Annotated in this window: 10 protein-coding genes; 7 read left to right on the top strand and 3 right to left on the bottom strand. The window is 72.2% G+C overall.

The window, feature by feature from the left end; all coding sequences use genetic code 11:
* The first annotated feature begins 120 nt into the window (after positions 1-120).
* From AC3A57_RS11575 to AC3A57_RS11565, 3 genes are all read left to right on the top strand, one after another.
* The gene (locus AC3A57_RS11575; RefSeq protein ID WP_487579059.1) at positions 121-4,509 is read left to right on the top strand and encodes a cobaltochelatase subunit CobN; all 4,389 of its coding nucleotides are present in this window, start codon (positions 121-123) and stop codon (positions 4,507-4,509) included.
* A gap of 303 nt (positions 4,510-4,812) precedes the next feature.
* Complete coding sequence (locus AC3A57_RS11570) at positions 4,813-5,256, top strand: MotA/TolQ/ExbB proton channel family protein (RefSeq protein ID WP_487579058.1); 444 nt, start codon at positions 4,813-4,815, stop codon at positions 5,254-5,256.
* Positions 5,253-5,549 carry a DUF2149 domain-containing protein gene (locus AC3A57_RS11565; protein ID WP_487579057.1) on the top strand — a complete coding sequence of 99 codons (297 nt, stop codon included), beginning with the start codon at positions 5,253-5,255 and terminating at the stop codon, positions 5,547-5,549. The genes AC3A57_RS11570 and AC3A57_RS11565 overlap by 4 nt, the downstream gene beginning before the upstream one ends.
* A 215-nt stretch (positions 5,550-5,764) precedes the next feature.
* Here the strand turns inward: AC3A57_RS11565 and AC3A57_RS11560 are convergent, their stop codons facing one another.
* Positions 5,765-6,331 (bottom strand): C40 family peptidase, encoded by a 567-nt coding sequence (locus tag AC3A57_RS11560; RefSeq protein ID WP_487579056.1) that lies wholly within the window; start codon positions 6,329-6,331, stop codon positions 5,765-5,767.
* A gap of 321 nt (positions 6,332-6,652) precedes the next feature.
* Positions 6,653-7,174 carry a C40 family peptidase gene (locus tag AC3A57_RS11555; RefSeq protein WP_487579237.1) on the bottom strand — a complete coding sequence of 174 codons (522 nt, stop codon included), beginning with the start codon at positions 7,172-7,174 and terminating at the stop codon, positions 6,653-6,655.
* A 189-nt stretch (positions 7,175-7,363) separates the two neighbouring features.
* On the opposite strand from AC3A57_RS11555, the gene AC3A57_RS11550 reads away from it, so the two are divergent.
* Positions 7,364-7,843, top strand: coding sequence for an FKBP-type peptidyl-prolyl cis-trans isomerase (locus AC3A57_RS11550; RefSeq protein ID WP_487579055.1), 480 nt, complete (start codon positions 7,364-7,366; stop codon positions 7,841-7,843).
* A 150-nt stretch (positions 7,844-7,993) separates the two neighbouring features.
* Positions 7,994-9,253: a DUF418 domain-containing protein gene (locus AC3A57_RS11545; RefSeq protein ID WP_487579054.1), complete on the top strand. Its 1,260-nt coding sequence runs from the start codon at positions 7,994-7,996 to the stop codon at positions 9,251-9,253.
* Between the two features lie 94 nt (positions 9,254-9,347).
* Here AC3A57_RS11545 and AC3A57_RS11540 read toward each other — a convergent pair whose 3' ends face one another.
* On the bottom strand, positions 9,348-10,946 hold the full coding sequence (locus AC3A57_RS11540) for a M4 family metallopeptidase (RefSeq protein ID WP_487579236.1): 1,599 nt from the start codon (positions 10,944-10,946) through the stop codon (positions 9,348-9,350).
* A gap of 613 nt (positions 10,947-11,559) precedes the next feature.
* Here AC3A57_RS11540 and AC3A57_RS11535 point away from each other — a divergent pair.
* Positions 11,560-12,855 carry an NAD(P)/FAD-dependent oxidoreductase gene (locus AC3A57_RS11535; RefSeq protein ID WP_487579053.1) on the top strand — a complete coding sequence of 432 codons (1,296 nt, stop codon included), beginning with the start codon at positions 11,560-11,562 and terminating at the stop codon, positions 12,853-12,855.
* Complete coding sequence (gene gorA, locus AC3A57_RS11530; protein WP_487579052.1) at positions 12,852-14,246, top strand: glutathione-disulfide reductase; 1,395 nt, start codon at positions 12,852-12,854, stop codon at positions 14,244-14,246. Before AC3A57_RS11535 ends, gorA begins: the two co-directional genes overlap by 4 nt.
* Positions 14,247-14,288: the final 42 nt, after the last annotated feature.

Genomic DNA, 14,288 nt, shown 5'->3' with positions numbered 1-14,288 from the left:
AGCTCCGCACAGGGCGTGCGGCGAGCGAGGCCGTCGATGCGTGTTGCGCGTGGTTTTGTCGGGCGTGGGTTCCGTGAGCGTGGGTTTGGTGGGCACGGATTCGAAGGACTGTGGCGCGCCTTGGGTGCGGCGGCCTTGTTGCTGTTCGCCGCCGCCGCGCCGGCCAAGACCGTGCTCGGCGTGGTCTCCGAGCGCGCCGCGCCGGAAGCGGCCGAGGCCGCGCGCGAACTGCTGGCGACCCGCCCCGACGACCGCATCGTGCTGCGCACGCCGCAACAGCTCGAAGCGCTCGACCGCGAGCAACTGCGCGCGCTGGTCGGCGCCAGCGACGCCGTCGTCGCGGTGGCGTTGTTCGGCGAGCAAGGCGTGCGCCTGCGCGAAGCGGCGGCCTGGCTGCGCCAGCGCGGCCGCGGCCCGCAGCGCCTGTACGCTTTCCATGGCGAGGCCGGCCTGACCCAGGCCAGCCATCGCGAGCGCCACGGCCTGGGCGCGTTCAGCGCCGCCGAACTGATCCGCGTCAGCGCCGAAACGCCGCCCGCCGAACTGGTCCAGCGCGCCCGCGCCGACGCCTTCGCCGGCGAATGGCTGGACCTGCGCGCGCTGTGGCGCGAGGGCGGCAGCCGCAATCTGCAGCGCAGCTATGCCTTCCTGCTCGACGGCGGCGCGGTGCCGGCGGCGCAGCCGCAGCCGGATCTGGTGCTGCGCCAGAACGGCGCGGTGGTCGCCGCGCCGGCCGCCGATACCCGGCCGCTGCTGGCGGTGCTGGACCTCAACAACGCCGACGTCGCCACCGGCGACGCGCTGTGCGCGCAGGCGCAGGCGCAGGGCCTGGCCTGCCTGGGCCTGTACGCGCGCTGGGGCGAGGCCTCGCTGCAGGCGGTGCAGAACCTGCGCGCGATGCTCGGCGCGCAGCCGCTGGCCGGGCTGGTGGTGCTGCAGGACTTCGTGGTCGGCGCCGCCGAAGGCCGCGATGCGGCGACCCGCGCGATCGCCGCGCTCGACGTGCCGGTGTTCAAGGCGATCCGTCTGCTCGACCGCAGCGAAGCGCAATGGCGCTTGTCCGGCGACGGCCTGCCGGCTTCCAGCGTGCAGTACCGGGTGGCGATGTCGGAGCTGCAGGGCAGCAGCCAGCCGATGGTGCTGGCCGCGGCCGGCGCGCCGCGCATCGACCCCCTGACCGGAGTGCGCCTGCAACGGCCCGAACCGCTCGGCGGCGAGATCCGCGCCCTGGTCGAGCGCGCCCAGCGCTGGCGCGCGCTGCGCGCCAAGCCGGCGAGCGAACGGCGCATCGCCCTGATCTACTACAACCACCCGCCGGGCCGGCAGAACATCGGCGCCGACAATCTCGACGTGCCGGCCTCGCTGCACGGCATGCTGCGGGCGATGCGCGCCGGCGGCTATCGCGTCGACGACTTGCCGGCCACGCCGGAGGCCCTGCTCGACCGGATGATGCAGACCGGCGTCAACACGCCCGAGGACGGCGGCGAACTGGCGGCGATGGCGAGCCAGACGACCACGCTGTCGGGCGAGGATTACCGGCGCTGGTTCGCGACCCTGCCGATAGCGGTGCAGGGCGAGGTCAGCGACGGCCCGCTGGCGCGCCTGCAGGCCCAGGTCGCGCTGGCGCGCGCCGGGCACGAGACCGAGCTCGGCGAGCGCCGGGTGCGCGACGCCGAGCGCGAACTGCTGCATCTGCTCGAAGGCATCGACCACCCCGCGCGCGACGCGGCGCTGAGCGAGTTCCGCAGCCTGATCCAGGCGCATCTGCGCTGCCTCCAGGCCGAGGGCGCGGCCGCCGACGCGCCCTGCGCCGAAGCCGAGGCTTCGCAGCGCCGGCTGCTGGCGCTGCAGGTGCCGGGCCTGCGCGGCTGGGGCCGCGCGCCGGGCAAGGTGATGGTGCACGACGACACCGTGGTGCTGCCGGGCCTGCGCCTGGGCAACGTGTTCCTCGGCCCGCAGCCGCCGCGCGGTTGGGAAGTCGACGAGGAACTGCTGCACGCCAACACCCAGATTCCGCCGCCGCACCAGTACCTGGCCTACTACCACTGGCTGCGCGACGTGTTCCGCGCCGATGCGATCGTCCACATCGGCCGCCATTCGACCTACGAATTCCTGCCCGGCAAGGCGGTCGGGCTGGCCGAAGACGATTACTCGCGGCTGATCGCCGGCGACGTGCCGGGGATCTATCCCTACATCGTCGACGGCGTCGGCGAAGGCACCCAGGCCAAGCGCCGCGGCCTGGCGGTGATGGTCGACCACCTGACCCCGCCGCTGGCGGCGACGCCGCTGTACGACCGCCTGCTGACCCTGCGCCAGTTGGTCGAAAGTTTCGAGAGCAGCAGCAGCGAACCGCTGCGCGCCCAGGCCGCGAGCGAGATGCGCGCCCAGGTCGAGGCGCTGCAACTGCGCGCCGAACTGGAAGCGAGCATGGCCGACGTGCTCAAGGTGCGCGGGATCGGCTTCGAGCAGGCCGACGACGACCTGCTCGCGCACGAGATCGGCCATTACCTGACCAAGCTGCAGGAAAAATTCATGCCGCACGGTCTGCACGTGTTCGGCCAGGCCTGGGATGCGGGCCAGCTCGACACCATGCTCGACTCGATGCGCGGCCTCGGCGAGCGCGACGCGCTGCGCGGCAAGCTGCTGCAATCGCCGCCGGCGGAAATGGCCGCCTGGCTGCATGGCCTGGACGGCGGTTTCGTCCAACCGGGCAAGGGCAACGACCCGTTGCGCGCGCCCGAATCGCTGCCGACCGGGCGCAATTTCCACGGCCTGGACGGCGACGTGCTGCCCTCGCCGCTGGCCCAGCGCCTGGGCGCCGAACAGGCGGCGCGGGTGCTGGCGCGCAGCGACGGCCGCAGCGGCAGCGAAGGCGTGGTGCTGTGGGCCTCCGACGCGGTGCGCGACGAGGGCGTCATGGTCGGCTTCTCGCTGGCGCTGATGGGCGTGCAGCCGCGCTGGAACGCGCGCGGCATCGTCCAGGGCCTGGAGCTCAAGCCGATGCCGCAAGGCCAGCCGCGCCGCGACGTCATCGTCACCACCTCGGGCCTGTTCCGCGATCTGTACCCGAACCTGGTGCTGCTGCTCGACCGCGGCGGCCGCCTGGCCTTGGCCGCCAGCGCCAAGACCCTGCGCGCGCAGCGCCCGGAACTGGCGCCGGCCTTGGCGGCGGCGCTGGCGCCGCTGGGCGAACAGGTCGAGTACGGCGACGAAGCGGTGGCCGGCAACGGCGTCGCCCGCGAATGGCTGCAGCGCACCGATAGTTTGCGGACCCAGGGCGTGGCCTTGGCCGACGCCGGCCGCGAGGCGGCCTGGCGCATCTTCGGCGACGCGCCGGGCGCGTACGGCGCCGGGGTCAATCGACTGACCGAACGCTCCGGCGCCTGGAGCGAGCGGCGCCAGATCGGCCGCGCTTATCTCAATCGCATGGGCCATGCCTACGGTCTCGACGCCGACGGCAGCGCCGCGCATCGCGCGTTCGAGATCGGCCTGGGCCGGATCGAGCGCAGCTACCACGGCCGCGCCTCGCACCTGTACGGACTGCTCGACAACAACGATGCCTTCGATTATTTCGGCGGCCTGTCGCTGGCGGTCGAAACCCTGACCGGACGCGTGCCGCAGGCGCAGGTGCTGTACAACGCCGACGCCGAGCGCGCCGACGTCGAGCCGCTGGAAGCGGCGCTGTTGCGCGAGTTCCGCGGCCGCTACCTCAACCCGGCCTGGATCCGGCCGCTGATGAAGCACGGCTACGCCGGCGCGCGCACGGTCAGCCAGGAATTCCTGGAAAACCTGTGGGGTTGGCAGGTGACCCGGCCGGACGTGATCCGCGGCTGGGCCTGGGACGAAGTGCAGAGCGTCTACCTCGACGATCGCCACCGCCTCGGCGTCGCCGACTTCCTCGATCGCGGCCACGCCCAGCAGGCCAAGGCGCACATGCTGGCGCTGATGCTGGTGGCGGCGCAGAAGGGCTACTGGAAGACGCCCGACGCCAACGTCGCGCGCCTGGGCGAGCAATTGGCCGCGCTGATCGCGCGCAACGGCTTGCCCGGCAGCGGCCACGCCGCGCCGGACCATCCGCTGTGGGGCTGGCTGCAGCCGCGCCTGTCGCCGGCGGCACGGGCGCAGGTCGCCGAGGTGTTGGCGCGCGCGCGCGGCGAGCGCGGCGCGGTGTCGACCTTCGCCCGCGGCGAGGAGGCGCGGGCGCGGCAGGCGGCGGTTCGGGAAGCCGCGACGGATGCGTCGAGCCAGGCCGCAGACGTCGCAGCGAACCGCCCGTCGCCGTCGCTGCCGCCGCGCAAACCGCAGCCCGCGGCCAAGCCGGCCGGATCGACGCCGAAGCCGGCCGGGCCGGCACGCGATGAACGGGTCAGCGAACTGTCGACCTTGGCGCCGGTGGCGCTGGTCCAGCGCCATCCGCTGCCGTCGGCGCTGGTCGCGCTGGCGATCGCGCTGCTGCTCGGCTTCGGCCTGCGCCGCGGCCTGGCGGTGCCCAAGACGCGGGCGGTGTGAGGGGGGGGCTGCTCGGGTTTGCGTATGCACAACTGCGCGCTGGCACAGGGCCGCGCCACCGCTGCTCATCCGTTGCTGTTCCCCCCTTTGGAAAAGGGTGAGAGCGTGCGCTTGCGAACCGCCAGGTTCGCGCACGATCGAACGCCAGCAGGCTGTGTCTGCTGGCCGGACGAGCAGGGGGGATTTGCTCTTCGCGCAGCAACGGCCTCCCGAGCGCGCGCCGATGCCGATCCCACCGCGCCGGCATTGCGATCGCGGCGGCCGCGGGATCTATCCGATCAACGAACATGAGGTAACACGACGATGGAATGGATGACCCATTTCGACTGGCTGCACCACCTGATCGCACGCCTGCTGCCGGTGGCGATGGCGGTGCTGCTGGTGGCCTGCGGCGCGGCCCTGATCGAAGCCGGGTTGGCGATCGGCGAGCGTTGGCTGGGCCTGCGCCGGCTCGAACGCGCCGGCGATCCGGCCCTGGTCGAACGTCTGGCGCGGCGCCGCATCGAGCGCTGCGACCTGTTGGCGCGGGTGCCGCCGATGCTGGGGCTGATGGCGACCATCATCCCGCTCGGCCCGGGCCTGGCCGCGCTGGGGCAGGGCGATCCGGCCCAGTTGGCCAGCGCGGTGACGGTGGCCTTCGACGCTACCGTGCTCGGCCTGATCGCCGGCATCGCCGGGCTGTGGATCGGCCGCCTGCGCCGGCGCTGGTACGAGGAACTGCTCGAACGCATGGAGGCCGCGGCATGAGCCTGCGCGCCACCCGCGCGGCGCGGCGCCGGCTGCGTACCCGCTTCGACCACGACGACGAAGACCCGCGCGCCAGCCTGGTCAACCTGGTCGACGTGATGCTGGTGTTCGCCTGCGGCCTGCTCGCCGCGATCAGCGCGACCACCTCGCAACGCGCGCCGGTCGAAGTCGCCCGCGGCAAGGCGATCGAACGCCCGCACCGGGGCCAGCAGGGCGCCGGGCCGGGCTATCAGGAGGTCGGCCAGGTCTACCGCGACCCCAAGACCGGCAAGCTGATCCTGATCGAGCGCTGAGCCATCGCGCAATCTCGCCGCGCTTTGCCCTATGCCCCTGTAGGAGCGGCGTAAGCCGCGACCCCGGGACGCGCAGAGAATCCAAGACCGTCGTCAGCGATCGAAGCTCCGCTCTTGCCCGAGCTGGCGCCGGCGCGCCCTGAGCGAAATCGCGCCCCCCAAAAACGAACAAGCCGCCCGAAGGCGGCTTGTTGGGATGCGCGAAGCAGGAAACCTCAGATGCCGTCGACGCGGCGGGCTTCCATGAACTTGCCGCTCCAGTAGCCGGTGTCCAGGCTGGAGACGGTGACGTCCTTGCCGGTGCGCGGGGCGTGGACGAAGCGGCCGTCGCCGAGGTAGATGCCGACGTGGTCGACCCGGCCGCGGCGGCCGAAGAACACCAGGTCGCCTTCGGTCATCGAGGCGCGGTCGATCACCGCGCCGGTCTTGGCCATCTCGCGCGAGACGCGCGGCAGTTCGATGCCCAGGGCGTTGCGGAACACGTAGCCGACCAGGCCGCTGCAGTCGAAGCCCTGGTCCGGGCTGCTGCCGCCCCAGCGGTACGGGGTGCCGAGCAGGCCCAGGGCGCGCTGCAGCAGGTTCTTGATCCGGCTCTGTTCGGCGACCGGCAGATCGGCCTTGCCCAGGTTGGCGTTCGGGCCCAGCAGGCGGTTCAGGTCGGTCGCCAGCAGCAGGGCGCGGTCGGACAGGGTCATCGCCTCCGGCAGCATGCTGCCGGCGCTGGACTCCGGCGCATCGGCCGAATCGTTGCGCAGCGACGGGCCGCCCGGCAGGGCGCCCATCGACAGGCCGGTACCGGTGGCGGTATCGGCGAAAGCGGGGAGGGCGCAAACCGCCAGCGCGGCGGTGAGCAGGAGACGTTGGCTAGCCCGAGCGGTGCGGGTGCTCTGGGCCAGGGGGGCTTCGGGGGTAGCAGCCTGGCGGCCTTGGCGAGTGAATTGAGGCGTCACGCAGTCATCACGAAGTCGTCACCGGGGAAAGATGATGCCCGGCGCGTGCGAGACATAGGTTCAAATTTCGTTAGCTGCGCGTTAACAAGCGCGTGATTTGATTCACATTTTTCACCCAGGCCGGACATCGTTCCCTGTTCAGGAAGCGAGGGCTCACTTCATCAGCACCCGCTTGGCGCCGCTGTAGTGATCGACCCAGTAGGGGCCGTCGAGCCGGTCCAGCCGCACCGTGCCGCCGCTGCTGGGGGCATGGACGAAGCGGCCTTCGCCGACGTAGATGCCGACGTGGCTGACGTTGCCGCGGCTGCCGAAGAACACCAGGTCGCCGGCGGCCAGGCGGGTCGGCTCGATCCGCGGCCCCTGGAAGGCGGCCAGGTCGCGCGACGTGCGCGGCAGGCTCAGCGCCAGCATGTCGCGGTAGACGTAGTTGACCAGGCCGCTGCAGTCGAAGCCGCTGTCGGGGGTGTTGCCGCCGTAGCGATAGGGGGTGCCGACCAGGCTGATCGCGCGCATCAGCACCGCATTGGCCGAATCCGGATCGTCGGGCTGGACGTGCGGCCAGTGCCGGGCCGGGGCGCTGGGCGGGGCCGGCTTGCGGACCAGTTCGCGGCCGCCGCCGCAGGCCGCCAGCAGCGCGCTCAGCACGGCCGCCAGGACCAGCGCCGGCAACGGCAGCGGGCCGCGCGCTGGCGCGGGAGCGGTGTTGCCGGGATAATGCGCGGCCTTCGTCACGTCGCTAGCTTGGCGGCTAAAGGCAGCGGCGACAAGACAGCGTCCCTGTCGTTTTGTGGCGGTCCGCGCATTCCTGCGCGCCGCCGTGTCCCTTTCCGACCGCCGCCGCGCGGTCTTCATCCGGATCCAGCAATGAAAATCGAGAAAGATCGCGTCGTCCGTTTCCACTACACCGTCTCCGAGCAGGGCAGCGAGCCGCTGGAGAGCTCGGAAGGCCGCGATCCGCTGGCGATCCTGATCGGCCACAACAACATCATCCCGGGCCTGGAGAAGGCCATGGACGGTCGCGAAGCCGGCGAGAAGTTCGAGGTCGACGTGGCCGCGGTCGACGCCTACGGCGCCCGCCAGGAAGGCCTGACCCAGCGCGTGCCGAAGAAGTACTTCAAGGACGCCAAGCTGAGCCCGGGCATGCAGGCGGTGCTGCCGACCAGTTTCGGCCCGCGCGCGGTCACCATCCAGAAGGTCGGAATGAGCGTGGTCGACGTCGACCTGAACCACCCGATGGCCGGCAAGGACCTGCATTTCGCGATCGAGATCGTCGAAGTGCGCGAAGCCAGCAAGGAAGAGATCGACCACGGCCACGTCCACGGCGACGGCGGCCACCAGCACTGACCGCGTAGCGGTCGGCGTTCCGGACGGCCCGCTCGCGCGGGCCGTTCGCGTTTTTGCGGGTCGGTCCTGTCTTGTGCGGCCGGGACGGGCTAGATAACAGCCGGCTACACAGGAACCGGCTAGACAGGAGCCGGCTAGATAGGAACCGCGATGCCCACCGACCCCGGCCCCGTTGCGCAGCCCCCGCCGCCGGCCTTGCCGCTGGCGCCGGTCGCCGCCGGCGAACGCCTGCAGGCGCTGGACGCGCTGCGCGGCATCGCCTTGCTCGGCATCTTGTTGAGCAACGCGCCGTTCTTCAGCGCGCCGCTGGCCGACCTCGGCGACGGCGTCGATCCGGCCCTGCGCGGGCTCGACCGCTGGGCGACGATGGCGGTGCATGTAGCGGTCCGGCACAAGTTCTGGACCGTGTTCTCGCTGCTGTTCGGGATGGGCTTCGCGGTGATGGGCGAGCGCGCCGGGGCGGCCGGGCGCGATTTCCGTCCCTTGTACCTGCGCCGCAGCTTCGGCTTGCTGGCGATCGGCCTGGCGCATGCCTGGCTGTTCTGGTCCGGCGACATCCTGGTCACCTATGCGGCGTGCGCGTTCCTGCTGTACGCGCTGCGCGGGCTCGGCGCCGCGGCGCAGTGGCGGCTCGGCCTGTCGCTGTACGCGGTGCCGTGCGTGTTCTTGCTGCTATTGGCCGGCCTGCTGACGCTGCCCGGAGTGGCCGACGGCGATCCGCAGGCGCAGGCGCGCGGCGCCGCCGAACGCGCGCAGGCGGTGGCGGCCTACGCGCACGGCAGCTATGCCGAGGCGACCGCGCAACGCCTGCGCGAGTTCGTCGGGCTGACCCTGTCCAGCGCCTCGATCATGGTGCCGTTGGCCTTGGGCCTGTTCCTGATCGGCGCCGGCCTGGCGCGCAGCGGCGTGCTGGCCGATCCGGCGGCGCACCGCGGACTGTGGCGCCGCCTGCTGTGGGGCGGGCTGGCGACCGGCGCGGCGCTGACCGCGGCTAGCCTGGCGATCGATCCCGCCGCCTACGGCGCGCGCCTGAGCGCGCGCACCTTCCTCGCCAGCACCCTGCACATGATCGGCGCCTTGCCCTTGGCCCTGTCGCTGGTCGCGGCGGTGGTGCTGTCGCTGGCGCGCGGCTGGCGCTGGCCGCGGCCGTTCATCGCCCCCGGCCGGGTCGCGCTGAGCCTGTACCTGATGCAGTCCCTGGTCGGCACCTGGGTGTTCTACGGCTACGGCCTGGGGCTGTGGGGGCGGATCGCGCCGGCGCCGTTGTTCGCGGCAGCCGTCGGCTTGTTCGTGCTGCAGCTGTTGCTGGCGCAATGGTGGCTGCGCCGGTTCCGCTTCGGCCCGGCGGAATGGCTGTGGCGCGCCTTCACCTATTGGCGCCTGCCGCCGTGGCGCAAGGCGCGCGCCTGATCGCCGCTGCCGTCCGCCTGGCGCCGGCAGCGCAATGGCCCGCATGCGCGGGCCATTGCGTCTCGCCCGGCCGGTGGAGCCCGGCGCGTCGGGCTCAGTTGACCGAGACCGCGCTCCAGGCGCGGGCCACCGCCTTGTACTCGGCCGAGTTGCTGCCGTACAGGTCGGCCGCCGCCTGCAGGGTGCCGGTGCGCGCCTGCGGGTAGGTGGTGCTGGAGACGAAGTAGCGGGTCAGCGCGCGGTACCAGATCGCCCCGGCCTTGGCCCGGCCGATGCCGGCGATGGCGCTGTCGCCGTTGCAGACCAACTGCGCCGGGGTGTAGCTGAAGCCCTTCGGCGTGACCGCGCCCTCGGCCAGCAGGTAGAAGAAGCGGTTGCCCACGCCCGAGCTCAGGTGCGGGTCGTACTTGCCACCCTGGCCGGTCTGCGAGGCGGTGAAGCCGCCGACCGGATAGCACGAGAACGAGCGGCCGTCGGCGTCCTGCTTGAACATGAGCCGCAGCGCCTTGGTGTCGCCGGGGTTGTTGATGTAGACCTCCTCGCCGAGCAGGTAGTCGCCCGGATCGTTGGCGTTGCCGACGCTGAATTCGACCAGGGTGCCGAAGATGTCCGAGGTGGACTCGTTGAGGCCGCCGCTGTCCTTGATGTTGTAGTAGCCCAGGCGCGCGGTGGCGCCGGTGACGCCGTGGGCCATCTCGTGGCCGGCCACGTCCAGCGCGACCAGCGGACGATAGGTCACCCCGTCGCCGTCGCCGTAGACCATCGCCGAGCCGGTCCAGTAAGCGTTGACCAGGTTGGTCGGGCCGTAGTGGACGTAGCTCTTGACCCCGCGGCCGTCGTTGAAGATGCCGTTGCGGCCGTGCACGTTCTTGAAATAGTCGAAAGTCGCGGCGACGCCGTAATGCGCGTCGGCGGCGGCCGAGGCGCGGTCGGAGGTGGCGTTGTTGCCCCAGACGTTGTCGGCGTCGTTGAACGCGGTGGCCGCGCTGGTGCCGGTCTGGTTGCGCGCGTCCAGGGTCTGGCCGTTGCCGCGGGTCGGGTCGGTCAGGGTGTAGCCGCCGCTGATCGAGTTGCTGACCAGGCCGACGTTGCCCAGGGTCAGGGTGCGGCCGGTGCCGTTGGCGGCGGCCGAGTGCACCCGGTCGTCTTCCTGCAGCAGCTTGCCGTTGCGCGCGTCCAGGTAGTAGCTGATCAGGCCCGGTGCGGGGTCGTTGCGGCGGTCGCCTTCGACGTCGACCTGCCAGGCCAGGGTCGGTTCGGTGCCGCGGGCGAAGATCACCAGGCGGGCCGGGGCGATCGCGGTGACCCGGCCGTCGAACGCGGCGCCGGCGTCGATGCCGGCCTGCTCGGCGCCGATCTTCGGTTCGATCGCCGGGCGGCCGAAGCTGCGCATGTTGTCGCCCTGGGTGACCGAGAGCAGTTCGCCGTTGCGCGAATGCACGACCAGGTCGCCGCCGACCACCGCCAGGCCGCGGTAGCTGCGCTCCATGCGCACGTGCTCGGTGCCGTCGCGGTCGATCATCACGTCGCGGGCGACGAAGCCGTCGGCCTGGGTGCGGTGCACTTCGTCGGCGGCGACGGTTTCGAGCAGGCGGCGCGCGCGCTGCGCGGCGGGCGAGGCCGCGGCCTGCTCGGGCGAGGTCGAGGCGGCGAGCAGGTCGCTTTCGCGGCGGCTGCCGACCGCCAATCGCATCGACTGGGCGGCGCGGCGTTCGTGTGCGACGGTCGTATCGGCCTGCGGCGCGGGCGCAGCCTGGGCGGCGCCCGCGGCGAAGCCGGCGGCCGCGGCGGCGGGAGCGGCTTCGGAGCCGGAACGGGACGACACGGCGAGGAGGGCGATGCCGGCGACGACGGCAGCGCTGAGCAGAGCGGTCTTGGCGTGCATGGATGGATCCCTGAGTGGTTTTCATAGGCCGCAGCCGTCCCTGCCGGCCGCGGCGGCGGCGGTCGGTGCGGGCAGTGGCGTCGGGTCCGGCGCTCCAGCGCGGCCGTGGGGGTGGAGATCGCGGCGCGCGTGTCGATGGACGAGTGCGACCTTAGGCGGAGCCGGCGATGTGCTTGAACGCGAAACCCGCGTTCGCGGTCACACAATGCCGCGGGCTTTTCTGTTGCCGATCACAGAACCGCGGGCGGCCCGCCGCGGCGGCGCGATCGGCGGCCCGCCCCATGGCGCAAAGCCGGGCTCGGCCGGGCCGGTCCAGTCTTAGTACTATGGGGCGTGTGCCGCACGGCTCCCCGACGGCACTGGGGCCGCCGGCGCACGCCGCGCGGCCGCACGACCAGACTCCGGACGGCTGAAAGGGCAGATGGGCGAAGCAGAAGTGGCTGAGGCGGAAGCGCGGGCGGACCGCGGCCGCAGCGATGTGATCGTGGTCGGCGCGGGCGTGATCGGCCTGACCTGCGCCCTGGCCCTGCTGGAAACCGGACGCAGCGTGCGGGTGATCGACGCCGGCCGGATCGGCGGCGGCAGCTCGCACGGCAATTGCGGCACCATCACCCCGAGCCATGCGACGCCGCTGGCGGCGCCCGGCGTGATCGCCCAGGCCCTGCGCTGGATGCTGACCCCGGACGCGCCGCTGTACGTGCATCCCAAGCTCGATCTGCAGCTGTGGGGTTGGTTGCTGCGCTTCGCCGGACGCTGCAACGAGCGCGACTGGCGCGCCAGCGCGCAGGCCAAATCGGCCCTGCTCAACGACTCGCGCGCGCGCCTGGAGGACTGGGTCGGCCGCTACGGCCTGGTCTGCGAGTTCGACAACGCCGGCGTCGACTACGTGTTCCGCGAGCGCAAGTCGTTCGAAGGCGGCCAGTTCGAGCTCGACCTGCTGCGCGAGTTCGGGATCCAGGTGGAGGTGATCGACGGCGCCCGCTACGAGGCCCAGGACCCGGCGTTCAAGCCCGGCGTGGCCGGCGCGATCCGCTTCGAGCACGACGCCGTGCTGCGCCCCGACCGCTACGTCGCCGAACTGGCGCGCACGGTGCGCGAGCGCGGCGGCGAACTGATCGAACAGTGCCGATTGCAGGAACTGCAGCGCGACGGCGCGGACTACCGCGCCGCGACCTCGTGCGGCGCGCTGCGCGCCGGCCAGGTGGTGGTGGCGACCGGCGCCTGGTCGCCGAAGCTGTCCGAATTGATCGGCCTGCGCACGCTGCCGCGCGCGATGCAGCCCGGCAAGGGCTATTCGATCACCTACGACCGCCCGGCCCTGGTGCCGCGCCGGCCGGTGGTGCTGCGCGAGCGCAAGGTCTGCGTGACCATGTGGGACAGCGGTTTCCGGCTCGGCAGCACGATGGAATTCTCCGGCTACGACGAGAGCCTCAATCCGCGCCGCCTGGCGGCGCTGGAGCGCGGCGCGGCCGAATACCTGCACCAGCCGGTCGGACCGGTGGTGCGCGAGCGCTGGTTCGGTTGGCGGCCGATGAGCGTCGATGACGTGCCGATCGTCGGCGCCGTGCCCGGCCGCGACGGCCTGTGGCTGGCGACCGGCCACGGCATGATGGGCGTGAGCATGAGCGCCGGCACCGGCCAGCTGATCGCCGACCTGGTCGCCGGCCGCGCGCCGGCGATCGATCCGCATCCCTATCGACCGGAGCGTTTCGCATGAGTTCTTCCGAGCAAGCCGACGGCCGCTACGACCTGATCGTGATCGGCGGCGGTTCCGGCGGCCTGGCCGGCGCGTTCCGTGCCGCCGAATACGGCGCGCGGGTCGCCCTGCTCGAACCCGGCGCGCTCGGCGGCACCTGCGTCAACGTCGGCTGCGTGCCGAAGAAGGCGATGTGGCTGGCCGCCGACATCGCCGCCAGGCTGCGCATGGCCCAGAGCCTGGGCTTCGGCCTGCAGGCCGATCCGCAGCGGTCCTGCGCGCTGGACTGGCCGACCTTCATCGTCCATCGCCAGCGCTACATCGCCAACATCCACGACAGCTACCGGCGCCGCCTCGACGCGTCCGGCATCGCGGTGCTGCCGATGCGCGCGCGGCTGGTCGACGCCAACACGGTCGAATGCGAGAACGGCGCGCGCCTGAGCGCGACGCGGCTGCTGCTGGCGACCGGCGGCCGGCCGCTGCGTCCGGACATTCCCGGCGCCGGGCTCGGCGCGGTGTCCGACGATTTCTTCCAATGGTGCGCGGCGCCGGCGCGGGTCGCGATCGTCGGCGCCGGCTACATCGCGGTCGAGCTGGCCGGGGTGCTGCAGGCGCTGGGCAGCCAGGTCGAGCTGTTCGCGCGCGGCGCGCGCCTGCTCGAGGGTTTCGACGCCGAGCTGACCGCGCAATTGGCCGAGGACTATCGCCAGAACGGAGTGCGCCTGCATTTCGGCCACGCCGTCGCCGCCCTGGAAGGCGAGCCCGGCCGGGTGCGGCTGCGCGGCGCCGACGGTTCGCTCAGCGAGCCTTTCGACCAGGTGGTGTTCGCCACCGGGCGCGGGCCCAACACCGCCGGCCTCGGCCTGGAGCGCGCCGGGGTGGCGCTGGACGCGCGCGGCTACATCGCGATCGACGAACTCAACGCCACCAGCGTCGCCGGCATCGACGCGGTCGGCGACGTCACCGCCGACCCGCAGCTGACCCCGGTCGCGATCGCCGCCGCGCGGCGGCTGATGGACCGCGTGTTCGGCGGCCGCGACGGACGCCTGAGCCGCGAGGACATTCCCAGCGTGGTGTTCTCGCATCCGCCGATCGGCAAGGTCGGACTCAGCGAGGACGAGGCGCGGGAACGCTACGGTGACCATCGACATGGTGACAATCTGCACATCTATCGCGCCGGCTTTCGGCCGATGCTGTACGCCCTGGCCGAGTCGCCGCAGCGCAGCCTGTTCAAGCTGATCTGCGTCGGCCAGGAGCGCCGCGTGGTCGGCATCCATCTGTTGGGCGAGGGGGCCGACGAAATCCTGCAGGGCTTCGCGGTAGCGCTCAAACGCGGCATCACCCTGGACGACCTGCGCGACACGGTCGCCATCCATCCCACCAGCGCCGAAGAAGTGGTGTTGATGCGCTAGCCCGGCGACGCCCGCCGCGCCGGCGCCGGCCACGCGCGCGAT

The organism is Lysobacter sp. Soil_C_15, from assembly GCF_057657315.1.
Note: the sequence above shows the minus strand (reverse complement) of the source record. Positions and strands in the feature narration are given on the sequence as shown.

Coding starts and splice junctions, on each gene's coding strand:
- gorA (WP_487579052.1), top strand. CDS start 12,852: ATGAGTTCTTCCGAGCAAGCCGACGGCCGCTACGACCTGATCGTGATC.
- AC3A57_RS11540 (WP_487579236.1), bottom strand. CDS start 10,946: ATGCGATTGGCGGTCGGCAGCCGCCGCGAAAGCGACCTGCTCGCCGCC.
- AC3A57_RS11565 (WP_487579057.1), top strand. CDS start 5,253: ATGAGCCTGCGCGCCACCCGCGCGGCGCGGCGCCGGCTGCGTACCCGC.
- AC3A57_RS11535 (WP_487579053.1), top strand. CDS start 11,560: ATGGGCGAAGCAGAAGTGGCTGAGGCGGAAGCGCGGGCGGACCGCGGC.
- AC3A57_RS11560 (WP_487579056.1), bottom strand. CDS start 6,331: ATGGGCGCCCTGCCGGGCGGCCCGTCGCTGCGCAACGATTCGGCCGAT.
- AC3A57_RS11570 (WP_487579058.1), top strand. CDS start 4,813: ATGGAATGGATGACCCATTTCGACTGGCTGCACCACCTGATCGCACGC.
- AC3A57_RS11550 (WP_487579055.1), top strand. CDS start 7,364: ATGAAAATCGAGAAAGATCGCGTCGTCCGTTTCCACTACACCGTCTCC.
- AC3A57_RS11545 (WP_487579054.1), top strand. CDS start 7,994: ATGCCCACCGACCCCGGCCCCGTTGCGCAGCCCCCGCCGCCGGCCTTG.